This window comes from Streptomyces sp. NPDC054841, assembly GCF_053611045.1.
Genome location: NZ_JBSGZO010000211.1, coordinates 1 through 14345, shown reverse-complemented (window position 1 = coordinate 14345; position 14345 = coordinate 1). Strand labels below are relative to the sequence as shown.

The following is a 14345-nucleotide window of genomic DNA, read 5'->3' as shown; positions in this document are numbered from 1 at the left end:
GTCCTCGTCCTTGGCCTTCTTGGCGCGGCTCGGCTGGACCCGCTTCGGCTCGCCCGGCATCTTCGGGTACTCCGGCGGGTACGGCAGGTCGCCGAGCCCGTGCTCCGCCTCGTCGCGCCGCGCGAGTTCCAGCAGGCTCTCCAGGCTGAAGCGGTGGTCGTCCATGTCCGCGTGGACATCGCCGGCTTCGGCGTACCGGGCGGGCATCGTCTTGATGTCGAAGTCCTCCGGCACGGCGTCGTCGATCTCCTCCCAGCGCAGCGGCGCGGAGACCGGGGCGTTGGGGCGGGGGCGGACGGAGTAGGCGGAGGCGATGGTGCGGTCGCGGGCGGTCTGGTTGTAGTCGACGAAGATCCGCTCGCCGCGCTCCTCCTTCCACCACTTGATGGTGACCCGGTCGGGCATCCGGCGCTCCAGCTGCCGGCCGCAGGCGATCGCGGCTCGCCTGACCTGGGTGAAGGTCCAGCGCGGTTCGATCGGTACGAACACATGGAGTCCGCGTCCGCCGGACGTCTTGGGCCAGCCGCGCAGGCCTGCCTCGTCGAGGACGACACGCAGTTCGTGGGCGGCGCGCACGGCGTCGGCGTAGTCGGTGCCGGGCTGCGGGTCGAGATCGATGCGCAGTTCGTCGGGGTGGTCGGTGTCGTCACGGCGCACGGGCCAGGGGTGGAAGGTGACGGCTCCGAGGTTGGCGGCCCACAGGACGGCTGCGGGCTCCGTGGGACACATCTCGTCCGCGGACCGGCCGCTGGGAAAGGTGATGTGGGCGGTCGGGATCCAGTCGGGCAGGTATTTGGGGGCGCGCTTCTGGAAGAAGGACTCGCCGGTCACTCCGTCGGGGTAGCGCTCCAGTGTCGTGGGGCGGTCGCGAAGGGCCCGGGTGATGCCCTCGCCGACGGCGAGGTAGTACTGGACCATGTCGAGCTTGGTGTAGCCGTGCTCGGGGAAGTACACCTTGTCGGGGTTGGACACACGGACGGTCCGCTCCCCCACTTCCAGTTCCACCGCTCCGGCCATGCCCGCCAGCGTAGGCCGTGCCGTGACGGCTCGCATACCGGACAATCGCCGTATGGATCTGCCGGTGATGCCGCCCGTGAAGCCGATGCTCGCCAAGTCCGTGGCGAAGATCCCGCCCGGGATGCAGTACGAAGCCAAGTGGGACGGCTTCCGTGCGATCGTCCACCGGGACGGTGACGAGGTGGTGATCGGCAGCCGCACCGGCAAGCCGCTCACCCGCTACTTTCCGGAGCTGGTCGTCTCGCTCCGCGACAATCTCCCGGAGCGCTGTGTCGTCGACGGCGAGATCGTGATCGCGTACGAGGGACGGCTGGACTTCGACCGGCTCACGGAGCGCATCCATCCGGCGGATTCGCGGGTGCGGATGCTCGCCGAGAAGACCCCGGCGAGCTTTGTCGCGTTCGATCTCCTCGCCCTCGGCGACGAGGCGCTGCTGGACACCCCGATGGCCGCCCGGCGGGCGGCGCTCGCCGATGCGCTGGGCGGCGCCCGTGACCCTGTGCATCTCGCACCGGCCACGACGGACACCGCGGTCGCCGCGGAGTGGTTCGAGCGGTACGAGGGCGCAGGGCTCGACGGGGTGATCGCCAAGCCGCTCGACCTTCCGTACCGCCCCGACGCCCGGCTGATGTACAAGATCAAGCACGAGCGGACCGCGGATGTCGTCGTCGCGGGCTACCGCTTCCACAAGAGCGGGCCGGTCGTCGGTTCCCTGCTGCTCGGCCTGTACGACGACGGGGGCGCACTCCAGCACGTGGGCGTGTGTGCCGCGTTCTCGATGAAGCGGCGCGAGGAACTGGTGGCGGAGCTGGAGCCGCTGCGTATGGCGGATGTGTCGGACCATCCCTGGGCGCGGTGGTCCGAGGAGGCGGCGCACGAGTCGGCCCGGCTGCCCGGCGCGCCGAGCCGCTGGTCGGGCAAGAAGGATCTGTCGTGGGTGGCGCTGCGGCCCGAGCGGGTCGTGGAGGTCGCCTACGACCATATGGAGGGTGATCGCTTCCGGCACACCGCGCAGTTCCGGCGGTGGCGCCCCGACCGCACCCCCGACAGCTGTACGTACACCCAGCTGGAGGAGCCGGTGCGGTACGACCTCTCGGAGGTGCTGTCGGGGTCGGGCGGCTGAGCTTCGGGCCGCGGGGCCGGCAGCGGGCCCGGGGCCGTGGGGAGCCGGGAGCCGGGAGCCGTGGTCCGGGGGCCGTGGTCCGGGAGCCGAGGCCCCTTCAGCCGTACAGCGCCTCGATGTCGGCTCCTGTTCCGCGGGTGCGACGCCGGACTTACCGGGGGTTACAGGGGGGTCGACCTACTCTTGCGTAAGGCGAAATCAACGGTCGGTTCCGGAACGGTTGCGGCACAGAGACGGACCCGCTGACGAACGGTGAAGCGCATCCGGTACGTATAGAGGGAGAACACCACCCATGCCCGGCGACCCCGGAGCAACATCAGCAAAGGACCTCACGTGACCGCGTCGAACCTTGTCCCCGTCCCGATCCCCGACGGCGTCGCAGCCCTCATCGGGTCCTGCATGCCGGTCGGCATCCTGCACGCGGAGATCGACGCCGAGTGCGCGGCGCGCGAGGCACTCCGGTTCCGGGCACCCTTCTGCAGCGAGGACCAGGCGGACCGCGAGCACGCCCTCGCGGCGCTGGCCAGGGCGAACAAAGTGCTGGCCGCCTACAACCCGGGCCTGGTGGTGCGTCCCGGCGGGGCACGCTGACCGGCTGGCGGGAACCCGTTGGACTCTGGCGCTCCTGCCACTGTCAGGGGTGGCGGGGCTCTCGTTAGCGTCGCCCCGTGACCAAGATCCTCCTCATCGTCCATGTCCTGGCTGCGATCGTCGCCGTGGGCCCGGTGACCGTCGCGGCCAGCATGTTCCCCGCAGCCGCCCGCCGTGTACTGGCCGAGCCCGGCGACGACCGGGCACGCGCCGTTCTCCGCAATCTCCACCGCGTCTGCCGGGTGTACGCACTCGTCGGCGTCGTCGTGCCCGTCTTCGGACTCGCGACCGCCAACAGCCTGCATGTGCTGGGCGACGCCTGGCTGATCGTGTCGATGGTGCTCACCGCGATGGCCGCCGCCGTGCTCGCCGCGCTGGTGCTGCCCCGGCAGAGCGCCGTCCTGGAGGGTCCTGCCGAGATCGCGGACACCAAGCGGCTCGCCATGTACACCGGGATGTTCAACCTTCTGTGGGCGACGGTCACCGTACTCATGATCGTGCGGCCCGGGTCGACGACCGGCGTCTGACTCCTCCTCACCGGACGGGCCCTGGTGGCCGGACCGATCAGACCGTGCCGAACCACTGCTGCGCGAGGGACTCGAGCGTCGGCTCGGGTGGCGCGGGCAGCTCGCGCAGGTACCAGGGCAGGTTGCTGTACACATGCAGCAGCGTGTACGCGAGGAGCTCGGCCGGCTCGAAGGTGCGGCCGTACGCCGTGAGGAACCGGCCCAGCAGGTGCGGGTCGCCGCGGGTGACGAACAGGCCGACGCCGACGAAGTCGTAGGCCCGGTCACCGATCATCGCGGGCTCGAAGTCGAAGAGCCCGGTGAGCCGCCATCCGTCCGGGTCGGTGAGCAGGTGCTGGCGCATGAACTCGGTGTGCAGCAGGCAGTGGTGCGGGTCCGGCGTCAGCGCGACGGAGCCGAGGAAACCGGGGATCTGCTCCAGCCAGGGCTCCGGCAGTCCGTGCCGGCGCTGCTGCTCGACGGCGCCCGCGCGCTGCCGGTCGACGAACGCCCCCCAGTCGCCGGGGCCGAGGACGTCCGCGAGCGGCCCGGGGTCGAGCGCGTGCAGCGCGGCGAGGGTCTCGCCGGCCTCGGTGACGATCCGCTCCCGGTCGGCCCGCGGCATGCGCTCCCAGGCGACGGCCAGGCCTTCGCCGTGGAGACGGGACATGAGGACGTACTGCCAGCCGTTCTCGTACGGGCCGAAGTCACGGACCCGAGGGGTGGGGATGGGCAGTCGGCCCTGAAGGTGCGTCAGGACCCGTCCCTCGGCGACGCCGTCCTGCGCGACCGCCCCGGGGAAGAGCTTGAGCACGTGCTCGTCACCGACCGCATAGACCGGCTGTGACCCCTCGGTGAAGCGGGTCAGCGGGGCTCCGGCGAGTCCGAGGCGGGCGCAGAGATCCTCCGCGCCGGGCCGCATGACCTTCTCGTCGGGGACGATCGCGTCCCACTCATGATCCGTCTCGACCACAGGCAGCATGATCGGGACCGTAGGGCGCCGGGAACCGGCTCGCAACGGAGTTTCGTGCCAGGTCCTGTCCGGGCGGTCCTGTCGGGCTCCGCGACGCTCCCCCGCTCACTGTTCGAACGTACCGTCCGCATACACCCAGTCGCCGTCGTGGCGCTCGAAGCGGCTGCGTTCGTGCAGTTCGCCGGGCTCTCCGTCGTACGTGTAGCGGGCGACGAAAGTGACCGTGCCGGTGGTGTGGAACATGCTGCCGTCGGCGGTGTCCAGGATGTCCAGACCGCTCCAGCTCATGCCGGGGTCGAAGTCGACGGAGGCCGGCCGGGTGGCGGGGTGCCAGGTGCGCAGCAGATACGCCTCGTCGCGGACGACGAAGGCGCTGTAGCGGGACCGCATCAGCAGCTCGGCGGTCGGGGCGGCGGCCTGTCCGGTGTGGAACCGCCCGCAGCAGGCGCCGTACGAGGCGGGCAGCCCGCAGGGGCAGGGCGACTCGGCGGTGACGGTGGGCTGCCGGGGGCGGGCGGTACGTCGGGGCATGGCTCCATTGTCTCGCGCCGTGTGTCGCGCTGGGTGAATGGGCCCGCATGCGGGTTCCGGGTCACCGGGGCCGACCGTATGCTCCTGCGCCGGACGTGACAGTTACCGTCGGGTAGGGGGCTGGGCATGGATCGGTCGGGTGCCACACGGCGCACCTTCATCGCAGGAGCCGCGGCGGCCGGATCCGCCGCGGCGCTCACCACCACAAGCGGGACGGCGGCCGCGGCGCCCGCCTCACCCTCGCCCTCGGTCGCCGTCCTGGGCGGCGGCGTCGCGGGGCTCACCGCGGCTCATGAACTCGCCGAGCGCGGCTTACGCGTGACGGTGTACGAGCGCAGAGCGCTGGGCGGCAAGGCTCGCAGCATGGACGTACCGGGCACCGGGAAGGGCGGGCGCCGCCCCCTCCCCGCCGAGCACGGCTTCCGCTTCATCCCGGGCATCTACCACAACCTGCCGGACACGATGCGGCGCATCCCCTTCCCGGGCAACGCCAACGGCGTCTGGGACAACCTCGTCGCGCCGCCCGAGATGTCTTTTGCCCGCACCGGGCGCGAGGATCTGCGCATCCCGCTCCCCTGGCCCGGTCACCGCCCGGCCGAGCTCACCCTCGACGAGATCCGCCGGGCCCTCACCGCGTTCTTCGACACGGCTCTGGGCATACCGCTGCACGAGACGGCGTACTTCGTGAACCGCGGACTGGTCTTCCTCACCAGCTGCGACGAGCGGCGGGACGGGGCCTGGGAGCGCACGCCCTGGTGGGACTTCATCCGGGCCGAGGAGATGTCGTACGACTACCAGCGCATCCTCGCGATCGGGCTGACCCGCAACATCGTGGCGACCAAGGCCGAGGAGGCCAGTACGCGTACGGTCGCCACGTTGCTGGAGGCGTTCGTCTTCAACGCGCTGGGGCGGGGTGCGGACGGTCCGCTGGACCGGATCCTCAACGCCCCGACCAATGAGGCCTGGATCGATCCCTGGGTCGGGCATCTGCGCTCGCTGGGTGTGGAGTTCAAGGTCGGCTGGACGCTGCGCGAGCTGGCGTACGGCTCGGGCCGGATCACCGGGGCGGTCATGGAGGATGCCGACGGGGCCCGGCGGACGGTCACCGCCGACCACTACGTCTCGGCGATACCGGTGGAGCACGCCCGGCGCACCTGGGGAGCGGCGCTGCGGGCCGCGGATCCACAGCTCGCCCGCTGCGACAAGCTCGAGACCGACTGGATGACGGGTATCCAGTTCTATCTGGCGGAGAAGGCACCGCTGCTGCACGGCCATCTCAACTGCATCGACTCGCCCTGGTCCCTGACCGCCATTCAGCAGGCGGAGCACTGGCCGCACCGCGAATTCCCGCAGGACTACGGCGACGGGGTGGCGGTCGACTGCGTGTCCGTGGACATCTCCGAGTGGGACAGGCCGGGCATCCTCTACGGGAAGACGGCCAAGCAGTGCACGCGCGAGCAGGTCGCCCGCGAGGTGTGGGCGCAGTTGAAGGCGGCGCTCAACGACACCGGCCGTACGGTCCTCAAGGACAGCGCTCTGCACTCCTGGTTCCTCGACCCGGGAGTGGACGGCCTGGGCACCCCGCACCCCACGAACGACGACGAGCTGCTCATCCACCCCGTGGGCACGTTCCACAACCGCCCCTCGGCGGCCTCGAAGGTCCCCAACCTCTATCTCTCCGGTGACTACGTCGCCGTGGACATCGACCTGGCGACGATGGAGGGCGCCAACGCCTCGGCTCGCGCCGCGGTCAACGCCCTCCTCGATCGCATCGGTTCACCGGCCGAGCGCTGCACGATCAAGCCCCTGTTCCGCGCTCCGGAGCTCGATCACCTCAAGCGCCACGACCGCACCCGCTACCGGCTGGGGCTGCGCAACGTGTTCGACCTGGGCTGAGGCACCGGGCCGGGCTCGCGACCAGGGTCTGTCCGGCTGCGGGGCGCGGCCCGGCTCAGCTGCGCCCCGCGGGTAGGCGTACCCGACCTGGATCTCGTCGATCAGCCGCTGCCAACTGGTCGGCTCGGGTGATTCCCAGGGTCGTACGGCATCGCTGAAGGTCATCGAAGGGTCCCCTCGGCCAGGTCGGGAGTCACCCGACGGACCCCGACAGTATCCAACGGAATCAGACAGAATCCAACGCCCGCGAGGTGATCGCGTCGCCGCAACGGGCACTGCCGGAAGCCTGCTTGGTTCTCGCGCGAACGTCCCAAAGGTGACAGCGTTGGGCAGAAGAAATTCACCGGACACCGGCGGACGGCATGAGGACGGTCGGGGCATGAGGCTCACGATTCTCGGCGGCGGAGGATTCCGTGTGCCGCTGGTGTACGGCGCACTGCTCGGCGACCACGCCGAGGGCCGGATCACCCACGTCACCCTCCATGATCCGGACCCCGCCCGGCTCGGCGCGGTCGCCACGGTGCTCGCCGAACAGGCCGCCGGGATCCCGGACGCGCCGGCGGTCACCGTCACCACCGACCTGGATGACGCCGTGCGTGGCGCCGACTTCGTCTTCTCCGCGATCCGGGTGGGCGGACTCGCGGGCCGCGCGGCCGACGAGCGAGTGGCTCTCGCCGAGGGGGTGCTCGGCCAGGAGACGGTCGGTGCGGGCGGAATCGCGTACGGGCTGCGGACCGTGCCCGTGGCCATGGACATCGCCCGGCGCATCGCCGCGCTCGCGCCCGACGCCTGGGTCATCAACTTCACCAATCCGGCCGGGCTGGTCACCGAGGCCATGTCCCGGCTGCTGGGCGAGCGGGTCATCGGGATCTGCGACTCCCCCGTCGGGCTCGGCCGGCGCGTCGCGCGCGCCCTCGGTGCGGACCCCGACGAGGTGTGGATCGACTACGCCGGGCTCAACCACCTCGGCTGGCTGCGCGGCCTGCGGGTGGCCGGCCGGGACGCGCTTCCCCGGCTGCTGGCCGACTCCGAGGCCCTCGGCTCCTTCGAGGAGGGCAGGCTCTTCGGCGCCGAGTGGCTGCGCTCGCTGGGCGCGATCCCGAACGAGTATCTGCACTACTACTACTTCAACCGCGAGACGGTACAGGCGTACCGGACGGCCGAACGGACGCGGGGCGAGTTCCTCCGCGACCAGCAGGCCGCCTTCTACGCGGATCCCTCCCTCAAGCGCTGGGAGCTGACCCGCGCCGAGCGCGAGGCCACGTACATGGCCCTGGGCCGCGAGGCGTCAGGCGCGGGCGAGCGGGCCGCCGCCGACCTCGGGTCCGGCGGCTACGAGAAGGTGGCGCTCGCGCTCATGCGCGCCATCGCCCGTGACGAGCGGGCCACCCTCATCCTCAACGTCCCCAACCGCACGACCCTTTCGGTGCTCGACGAGGACGCCGTGGTCGAGGTGCCGTGCCTGGTCGACGCGAACGGCGCACATCCGTGCACGGTCGCCCCGCTGCCCCCTCACGCGGCCGGCCTGGTCACCTCGGTGAAGGCCGTCGAGCGGGAGGTCCTCGCCGCGGCGCAGAGCGGTTCGCGCGCCACCGCCGTCAAAGCCTTCGCCCTGCATCCCCTGGTCGACTCCGTCACCGTCGCCCGCCGTCTCCTCGACGGCTATACGGGCGTGCACCCGGGCCTCGCCTATCTCAACCGGAAGTAGGTGTCAGTCAGATGCACGACGAACGCCACAGGATCGAACAGCGCGTCGAGCGCGTCCTGGAGCAGCGCATCCGGCCGCTGATCCACTCCGCCACCGTGCCGCTGACCGTCGAGGCCTGGCAGGTGCCGGACGAGCCGGTGCCGTTCGAGCAGGCCCGGGAGGCGGTGTACGAGCCGTTCGCGAAGGGCACGCCGTGGGGTCCGCCCTGGGGCACGACCTGGTTCCGGGTGCGCGGCGAGGTGCCCGCGGACTGGGCCGGACGCCGTGTGGAGGCGTGGTTCGACCTCGGCTTCGTCAGCAGCTGGCCGGGCAACCAGGCCGAGGCACTCGTCCATCTGCCGGACGGCACCCCGGTCAAGGCGGTCAATCCGCAGAACCAGTACGTCCCCATCGCCTCCCCAGCCGAAGGAGGCGAGCAGGTCGCCTTCTTCGTCGAGGCCGCTTCCAACCCCGACATCCTCGCCGATCACTTCCGCCGCCCCACCCCGATGGGCGACAAACGCACCGCCGGCAGCGATCCCCTCTACACGTTCGCCGGCGCGGATCTCGCCGTACTGGACGAGGACGTCTGGCAACTGTCGCTGGACATGCAGGTGCTGCGCGAACTGATGCTGGAGCTGGGCGAGCACGAGCCGCGCCGCCACGAGATCATGCACACGCTGGAGCGGGCGCTGGACACCCTGGATCTCGACGACATCTCCGGGACGGCCGCCGTCGCACGTGCCGTCCTCGCAGCCGCCCTGTCCCGGCCCGCCCACGCCAGCGCGCACACCCTGTCGGCGGTCGGTCACGCGCACATCGACAGCGCCTGGCTCTGGCCGGTCCGCGAGACCAAACGCAAGACGGCCCGCACCTTCTCCAACGTCACGGCCCTGGCGAAGGAGTACCCGGAGTTCGTCTTCGCCTGCTCGCAGGCACAGCAGTACGCGTGGGTGCGCGACAACCATCCGCAGGTGTGGGCCCGTATCCAGGAGGCGGTGAAGAACGGACAGTGGGCGCCCGTCGGCGGGATGTGGGTGGAGGCCGACGGCAATCTGCCCGGCGGTGAGGCGCTGGCCCGCCAGCTCGTCCACGGCAAGCGCTTCTTCCTCGACGAGTTCGGGGTGGAGACGGAAGGGGTGTGGCTGCCGGACTCCTTCGGGTACACGGCGGCCTATCCCCAGCTGGCCAAGCTGGCCGGGATGAAGTGGTTCCTGACCCAGAAGCTGTCCTGGAACCAGACCAACAAGCTTCCCCACCACACCTTCTGGTGGGAGGGCATCGACGGCTCGCGGATCTTCACCCACTTCCCGCCGGTCGACACGTACAACGTGGTCTTCTCCGGGCGGGAGATGGCGCACGCGGTGCGCAACTACCAGGACAAGGGACGCGGTACGCGTTCGCTGGCGCCGTTCGGGCACGGCGACGGCGGGGGCGGCCCGAACCGGGAGATGCTGGAGCGGGCGCGGCGGCTGGCCGACCTGGAGGGCTCGGCGAAGGTCGTCATCGAGCATCCCAACGCCTTCTTCGCGGCCGCACAGGCGGAGTACCCGGACGCCCCGGTGTGGTCCGGCGAGCTCTATCTGGAACTGCACCGGGCGACGTACACCTCGCAGGCCCGCACCAAGCAGGGCAACCGCCGCAGTGAACACGCCCTGCGCGAGGCCGAGTTGTGGGCGACGGCCGCTGCGCTGCACGTTCCCGGGTACGCGTATCCGTACGCGGCACTGGACCAGCTGTGGAAGACGGTGCTGCTGCACCAGTTCCACGACATCCTGCCGGGCTCGTCGATCGCGTGGGTGCACCGGGAGGCGGAGGCGGAGTACACGCGTGTCGCGACGGAACTGGAAGCGCTCACCGCGCAGGCGCTGGAGGCGGCGAGCGGAGCGGGGCCGGTGGAGCCGTGGGTGTACAACGCGGGCCCGCGGGCCCGGGCAGAGGTGGTACGGATCCCGGCGGTGCTGGCCGCCATTCTCGACCCGGGACTGCCACGGCTGTCCGACGGCGCGGCGGCGGTGTTCGTCGAGGTGCCCGCGTCCGGCAGCGCGGCCGTCGCCGCCCACGTCCCCGCGCAGCATCCCGTCACGGTCACCAACCGGGCCCTCGACAACGGCCTCGTACGGGTCGAGATGGCGGACGACGGCACGTTCACGTCCGTACGCGACCTGGTCGCCGACCGTGAGGTCCTCGCGCCCGGCGCCAAAGGCAATCTGCTGCGGCTGCACTCCGATCTGCCCAACTACTGGGACGCCTGGGACATCGACAAGCACTACCTGGGCCGCTGGACCGACCTGCTGGAGGGCGCGACGATCAGGATCGCCGAGGACAGTCCGCTGCTGGGCGCGGTGCGCGTGGAGCGGAGCTTCGGCAGGGGTTCACGGATCGTGCAGACCGTCACCGTCCGGGCCGGCAGCCGACGCGTCGACATCGAGACCGAGATCGACTGGCACGAGGCGGAGAAGATCCTCAAGGCCGCATTCCCGGTGGATGTCCACGCGGACCGGTCCACCGCCGAGATCCAGTTCGGCCATGTGCACCGGCCCACTCACACGAACACCAGCTGGGAGGCGGCCCGGTTCGAGGTGTACGGGCACCGCTGGGTGCACATCGGCGAGCCGGGCTACGGCGTGGCGGTGATCAACGACTCGACGTACGGCCACGACGTCTCGCGCACGACCCGCGAGGAGGACGGCGGTACGACCACGACCGTCCGGCTCAGTCTGGTGCGCGCCCCGCGCATCCCCGACCCGGAGGCCGACCAGGGCATGCACCGGTTCACGTACTCCCTGCTGCCGGGCGCGACGATCGAGGACGCGGTGGCGGAGGGGTACGCGCTGAACCTGCCGCTGCGGGTGGGACCCGGCGGCTCGCAGGTGCCGCCGGTGGTGACGACGGACGGTGCGGCGGTGGTCGTCGAGGCGGTGAAGCTCGCGGACGACGGCTCGGGCGATGTGGTGGTACGGCTCTACGAGTCGCTGGGAGGCCGGGCGACGACGACGCTGCGCACGGGCTTCCACACGGTCGGAGCAGTACTCACCGATCTGCTGGAACGCCCTCTGCCGGAGCACCCACCGCTCCACGTCGAGGGCGACACCGTCGGGCTGGCGCTGCGGCCCTTCCAGATCGTGACGGTGCGGCTGACCCGCGCGTAGGCCCTGTCCGGGCGATCCTTGTCGGGCCCGCGACGCTCCCGCAGAGCTTCGCCTGGGAGGTACCCCTAGCTACGGCCTGTTCCTCGAAGATCGCCCGGACAGGACCTAGTCCTTACGTACCTGTGACGGCGCGGCGCGCGACCGAGGTGGAACGTGATCCTCCGCGTAGCGTCGGTGACATGCGAGTACTCGTCACTGGAGGCGCGGGCTTCATCGGGACGCAGGTCGTCGCCGCCCTCGCCGCGCGCGGCCACGAACCGGTCGTCCTCGACCTCCGGCACTGCGCCGGCACCGAATCCGACAGCGGCCCCGGCACCGGCACCGGGGCGATCCACGGCGACATCCGCGACCCGTCGGTGGTCGCGCGGGCGCTGCACGGCGTCGACGCGGTCTGTCACCAGGCGGCAATGGTCGGCCTCGGCAAGGACTTCGCCGACGCGCCCGCATACGTGTCGTGCAACGACCTCGGTACGGCGGTGCTGCTCGCCGCGATGGCGGAGGCCGGGGTGCGCGATCTGGTGCTGGCCGGGTCGATGGTCGTGTACGGCGAGGGCCGCTACGACTGCCAGGTCCACGGCCGGGTCCGGCCCGGGCCGCGGCCGCTCGCGGCGCTGGAGGCGGGCCGCTTCGAGCCCGGGTGCCCCGACTGCGGCCGCGAACTGACCCCGGGTCTGGTCGACGAGGACGCCCCCGTCGACCCGCGCAATGTGTACGCCACGACCAAACTCGCCCAGGAGCATCTGGCGGCGTCCTGGGCACGGGCCACGGGCGGCCGGGCCGTGGCGCTGCGCTACCACAACGTGTACGGGCCGGGGATGCCGCGCGACACTCCGTACGCGGGGGTGGCGTCCTTCTTCCGCTCCGCGCTGGAGCGCGGCGAGCCGCCCCGGGTCTTCGAGGACGGGTGCCAGCGGCGGGACTTCGTGCACGTACGGGACGTGGCGAGCGCGAACGCCGTGGCGCTGGAGGCGGTGCGTGGCCGGAAGCCCGGAGTACTCACCGCGTACAACACGGGCAGCGGCACACCGCACACCGTCGGCGAGATGGCGGCCGAGCTGGCAGCGGCGCACGGTGGGCCGGAGCCGGTCGTGACCGGGGAGTTCCGGCTGGGGGACGTCCGCCACATCACCGCCGATTCGGGACGGCTGAAGACCGAGCTGGGGTGGCGGCCGCTGATCGGTTTCGCCGAAGGCATGGCGGAGTTCGCGGCGTCGGGGCTGCGGGAGGCGGCCGCGTGAACGCCACCGTGGATGTGGTCCTGCCCTGTCTGGACGAGGCGGAGGCGCTCCCCTGGGTCCTGGAGCGTATTCCGGAGGGCTGGCGGGCGATCGTCGTCGACAACGGTTCGACGGACGGGTCGGCGGAGATCGCCCTGTCGCTCGGCGCGAAGGTCGTCCACGAGGCCCGACGCGGCTTCGGCGCTGCCTGTCAGGCGGGGCTGGTGGCCGCCGAGGCGGAGTACGTGTGCTTCTGCGACTGCGACGCGTCGCTGGATCCGGGGCTGCTGCCGGAGTTCGTACGGCGGGTGGCGCAGGGCGAGGCGGACCTCGTGCTCGGCCGTCGGCGGCCCCGCGGCCGGGGCGCCTGGCCCGCCCACGCCCGCGCCGGGAACCTGGCCCTGGCCCGGATGGTGCGCCGTCGGACCGGATTGCGCCTGCACGACCTGGGCCCGATGCGCGCGGCCCGCCGCAAGGACCTCCTCGGCCTCGGTCTGACGGACCGGCGCAGCGGCTACCCGCTGCAGATGGTGGTGCGGGCGGCGGACGCCGGCTGGACCGTCGCGGAGCTGGATGTGCCGTACCGACCCAGATCCGGGAAGTCGAAGGTGACGGGCACATGGCGGGGCACCTGGCAGGCGGTGCACGACATGCGGGCGGTGCTTCATGAGTGAGCCGGGGCAGGCCCCGGACCCCGTACGGCGAGCCGGGGCGAGCCCCGGAGTCCCGTACGGCCTCCCGGGAGCCGACTCCCGCACCCCCGTACGGCCTTCGGCCGTGTCCTCAACCGCCTGACGGGCTGAAACACCCGCACCCGCACCCGCACCCCAAGGAAGGCCGCATGACCACCCTCCTCGTCATCGCGAAGGAGCCCGTCCCGGGCCGGGTCAAGACCCGCTTGACGCCCTCGTACACCGCCGCGGAAGCCGCCACGCTGGCCGCGGCGTCCCTCGCCGACACGCTGGCCGCGGTCAGCGCCACCGCGGCGGCGCGCCGGGTGCTGGTGCTCGACGGCGCGCCGGGAGCCTGGCTGCCGCCCGGATTCGAGGTCGTACCGCAGGCGGCGGGCCGGCTGGACGAGCGGCTGGCCGCCGCGTTCGCGGCCTGCTCGGGGCCCGCGCTGCTGATCGGCATGGACACCCCGCAGGTGACACCGGCCCTGCTCACCCACGGACTGGAACTCGCCCTGGACGGCGCCGCGTTCGGGCCCGCCGAGGACGGCGGCTTCTGGGCGCTGGGACTGGCCGAGCCCGATCCGGGGCTGCTGTCCGGGGTACCGATGTCCGTGCCGGAGACGGGAGCGGTGCAGCGGCGGCGGCTGGTCGAGGCGGGGCTGACGGTGCACGACCTGCCACGGCTGCGTGACGTCGACACGCCGGAGGACGCACGGCTGGTGGCGGCCGCCACGCCCGCCAGCCGCTTCGCCGCGGCGGTGGCGCGGCTGGCGCGGGCGGGTGAGCGATGACGACGACGGTACCTGCGGGAACCGCCGCGGCCACGGCGTGGCGGGCCGATCCGTACAACGACGCGCTGCGCACCGGGCGCGGCCCGCTGTTCCTGCGCCGCCCCGACGGCTGGCTGCTGCCGCTGGAGGTCGAGCGCTGGTGCGCGGACCCGGACCCGGCCGACCGCACGGTGCTGGACCGCTGCCG

12 protein-coding genes and 1 pseudogene are annotated in these 14345 nt (G+C 71.8%); 10 read left to right on the top strand and 3 right to left on the bottom strand.

The features are described from left to right. Positions 1-1017 (bottom strand): non-homologous end-joining DNA ligase (gene ligD, locus ACWGI8_RS25410; protein ID WP_453664236.1); only part of this gene is annotated, 1017 nt, incomplete at its 3' end. Between the two features lie 52 nt (positions 1018-1069). Here ligD and ACWGI8_RS25405 point away from each other — a divergent pair. The 3 genes from ACWGI8_RS25405 (at position 1070) to ACWGI8_RS25395 (ending at position 3258) form a co-directional block, all read left to right on the top strand. Beyond that, positions 1070-2140, top strand: a complete 1071-nt coding sequence (locus ACWGI8_RS25405; protein ID WP_453664234.1) for an ATP-dependent DNA ligase — start codon at positions 1070-1072, stop codon at positions 2138-2140. Positions 2141-2473: 333 nt separating this feature from the next. Beyond that, a complete protein-coding gene (locus ACWGI8_RS25400) occupies positions 2474-2731 on the top strand; it encodes a hypothetical protein (RefSeq protein ID WP_453664232.1) in 258 nt (85 codons plus the stop codon). Positions 2732-2808: 77 nt separating this feature from the next. Continuing rightward, positions 2809-3258 (top strand): hypothetical protein, encoded by a 450-nt coding sequence (locus tag ACWGI8_RS25395; protein WP_453664230.1) that lies wholly within the window; start codon positions 2809-2811, stop codon positions 3256-3258. Between the two features lie 37 nt (positions 3259-3295). Here the strand turns inward: ACWGI8_RS25395 and ACWGI8_RS25390 are convergent, their stop codons facing one another. Next, on the bottom strand, positions 3296-4219 hold the full coding sequence (locus ACWGI8_RS25390; RefSeq protein WP_453664228.1) for a phosphotransferase: 924 nt from the start codon (positions 4217-4219) through the stop codon (positions 3296-3298). Between the two features lie 96 nt (positions 4220-4315). Next, positions 4316-4741, bottom strand: a complete 426-nt coding sequence (locus ACWGI8_RS25385) for a YchJ family protein (protein ID WP_453664226.1) — start codon at positions 4739-4741, stop codon at positions 4316-4318. A 126-nt stretch (positions 4742-4867) separates the two neighbouring features. On the opposite strand from ACWGI8_RS25385, the gene ACWGI8_RS25380 reads away from it, so the two are divergent. From ACWGI8_RS25380 to ACWGI8_RS25350, 7 genes and pseudogenes are all read left to right on the top strand, one after another. Further along, positions 4868-6637: a hydroxysqualene dehydroxylase gene (locus ACWGI8_RS25380; RefSeq protein WP_453664224.1), complete on the top strand. Its 1770-nt coding sequence runs from the start codon at positions 4868-4870 to the stop codon at positions 6635-6637. A 379-nt stretch (positions 6638-7016) separates the two neighbouring features. Continuing rightward, positions 7017-8345, top strand: a complete 1329-nt coding sequence (locus tag ACWGI8_RS25375) for a 6-phospho-beta-glucosidase (RefSeq protein WP_453664222.1) — start codon at positions 7017-7019, stop codon at positions 8343-8345. 11 nt (positions 8346-8356) lie between these two features. Further along, positions 8357-11476, top strand: a complete 3120-nt coding sequence (locus ACWGI8_RS25370) for an alpha-mannosidase (protein ID WP_453664220.1) — start codon at positions 8357-8359, stop codon at positions 11474-11476. A gap of 179 nt (positions 11477-11655) precedes the next feature. After that, a complete protein-coding gene (locus ACWGI8_RS25365) occupies positions 11656-12714 on the top strand; it encodes an NAD-dependent epimerase/dehydratase family protein (protein ID WP_453664218.1) in 1059 nt (352 codons plus the stop codon). Continuing rightward, positions 12711-13367, top strand: a complete 657-nt coding sequence (locus ACWGI8_RS25360) for a glycosyltransferase family 2 protein (RefSeq protein ID WP_453664217.1) — start codon at positions 12711-12713, stop codon at positions 13365-13367. The genes ACWGI8_RS25365 and ACWGI8_RS25360 overlap by 4 nt, the downstream gene beginning before the upstream one ends. A 167-nt stretch (positions 13368-13534) precedes the next feature. Further along, complete coding sequence (locus ACWGI8_RS25355) at positions 13535-14158, top strand: TIGR04282 family arsenosugar biosynthesis glycosyltransferase (RefSeq protein WP_453664215.1); 624 nt, start codon at positions 13535-13537, stop codon at positions 14156-14158. Then, positions 14155-14345 (top strand): annotated as a pseudogene (locus ACWGI8_RS25350) (SAM-dependent methyltransferase); the annotation flags it as partial. The gene ACWGI8_RS25355 and the pseudogene ACWGI8_RS25350, both read left to right, overlap by 4 nt.

Bases quoted from the DNA above. Each gene is read 5' to 3' on its own strand.
- ACWGI8_RS25355 (WP_453664215.1), top strand. From the start codon at position 13,535: ATGACCACCCTCCTCGTCATCGCGAAGGAGCCCGTCCCGGGCCGGGTC.
- ACWGI8_RS25380 (WP_453664224.1), top strand. From the start codon at position 4,868: ATGGATCGGTCGGGTGCCACACGGCGCACCTTCATCGCAGGAGCCGCG.
- ACWGI8_RS25385 (WP_453664226.1), bottom strand. From the start codon at position 4,741: ATGCCCCGACGTACCGCCCGCCCCCGGCAGCCCACCGTCACCGCCGAG.
- ACWGI8_RS25370 (WP_453664220.1), top strand. From the start codon at position 8,357: ATGCACGACGAACGCCACAGGATCGAACAGCGCGTCGAGCGCGTCCTG.
- ACWGI8_RS25405 (WP_453664234.1), top strand. From the start codon at position 1,070: ATGGATCTGCCGGTGATGCCGCCCGTGAAGCCGATGCTCGCCAAGTCC.
- ACWGI8_RS25375 (WP_453664222.1), top strand. From the start codon at position 7,017: ATGAGGCTCACGATTCTCGGCGGCGGAGGATTCCGTGTGCCGCTGGTG.
- ACWGI8_RS25390 (WP_453664228.1), bottom strand. From the start codon at position 4,219: ATGCTGCCTGTGGTCGAGACGGATCATGAGTGGGACGCGATCGTCCCC.
- ACWGI8_RS25365 (WP_453664218.1), top strand. From the start codon at position 11,656: ATGCGAGTACTCGTCACTGGAGGCGCGGGCTTCATCGGGACGCAGGTC.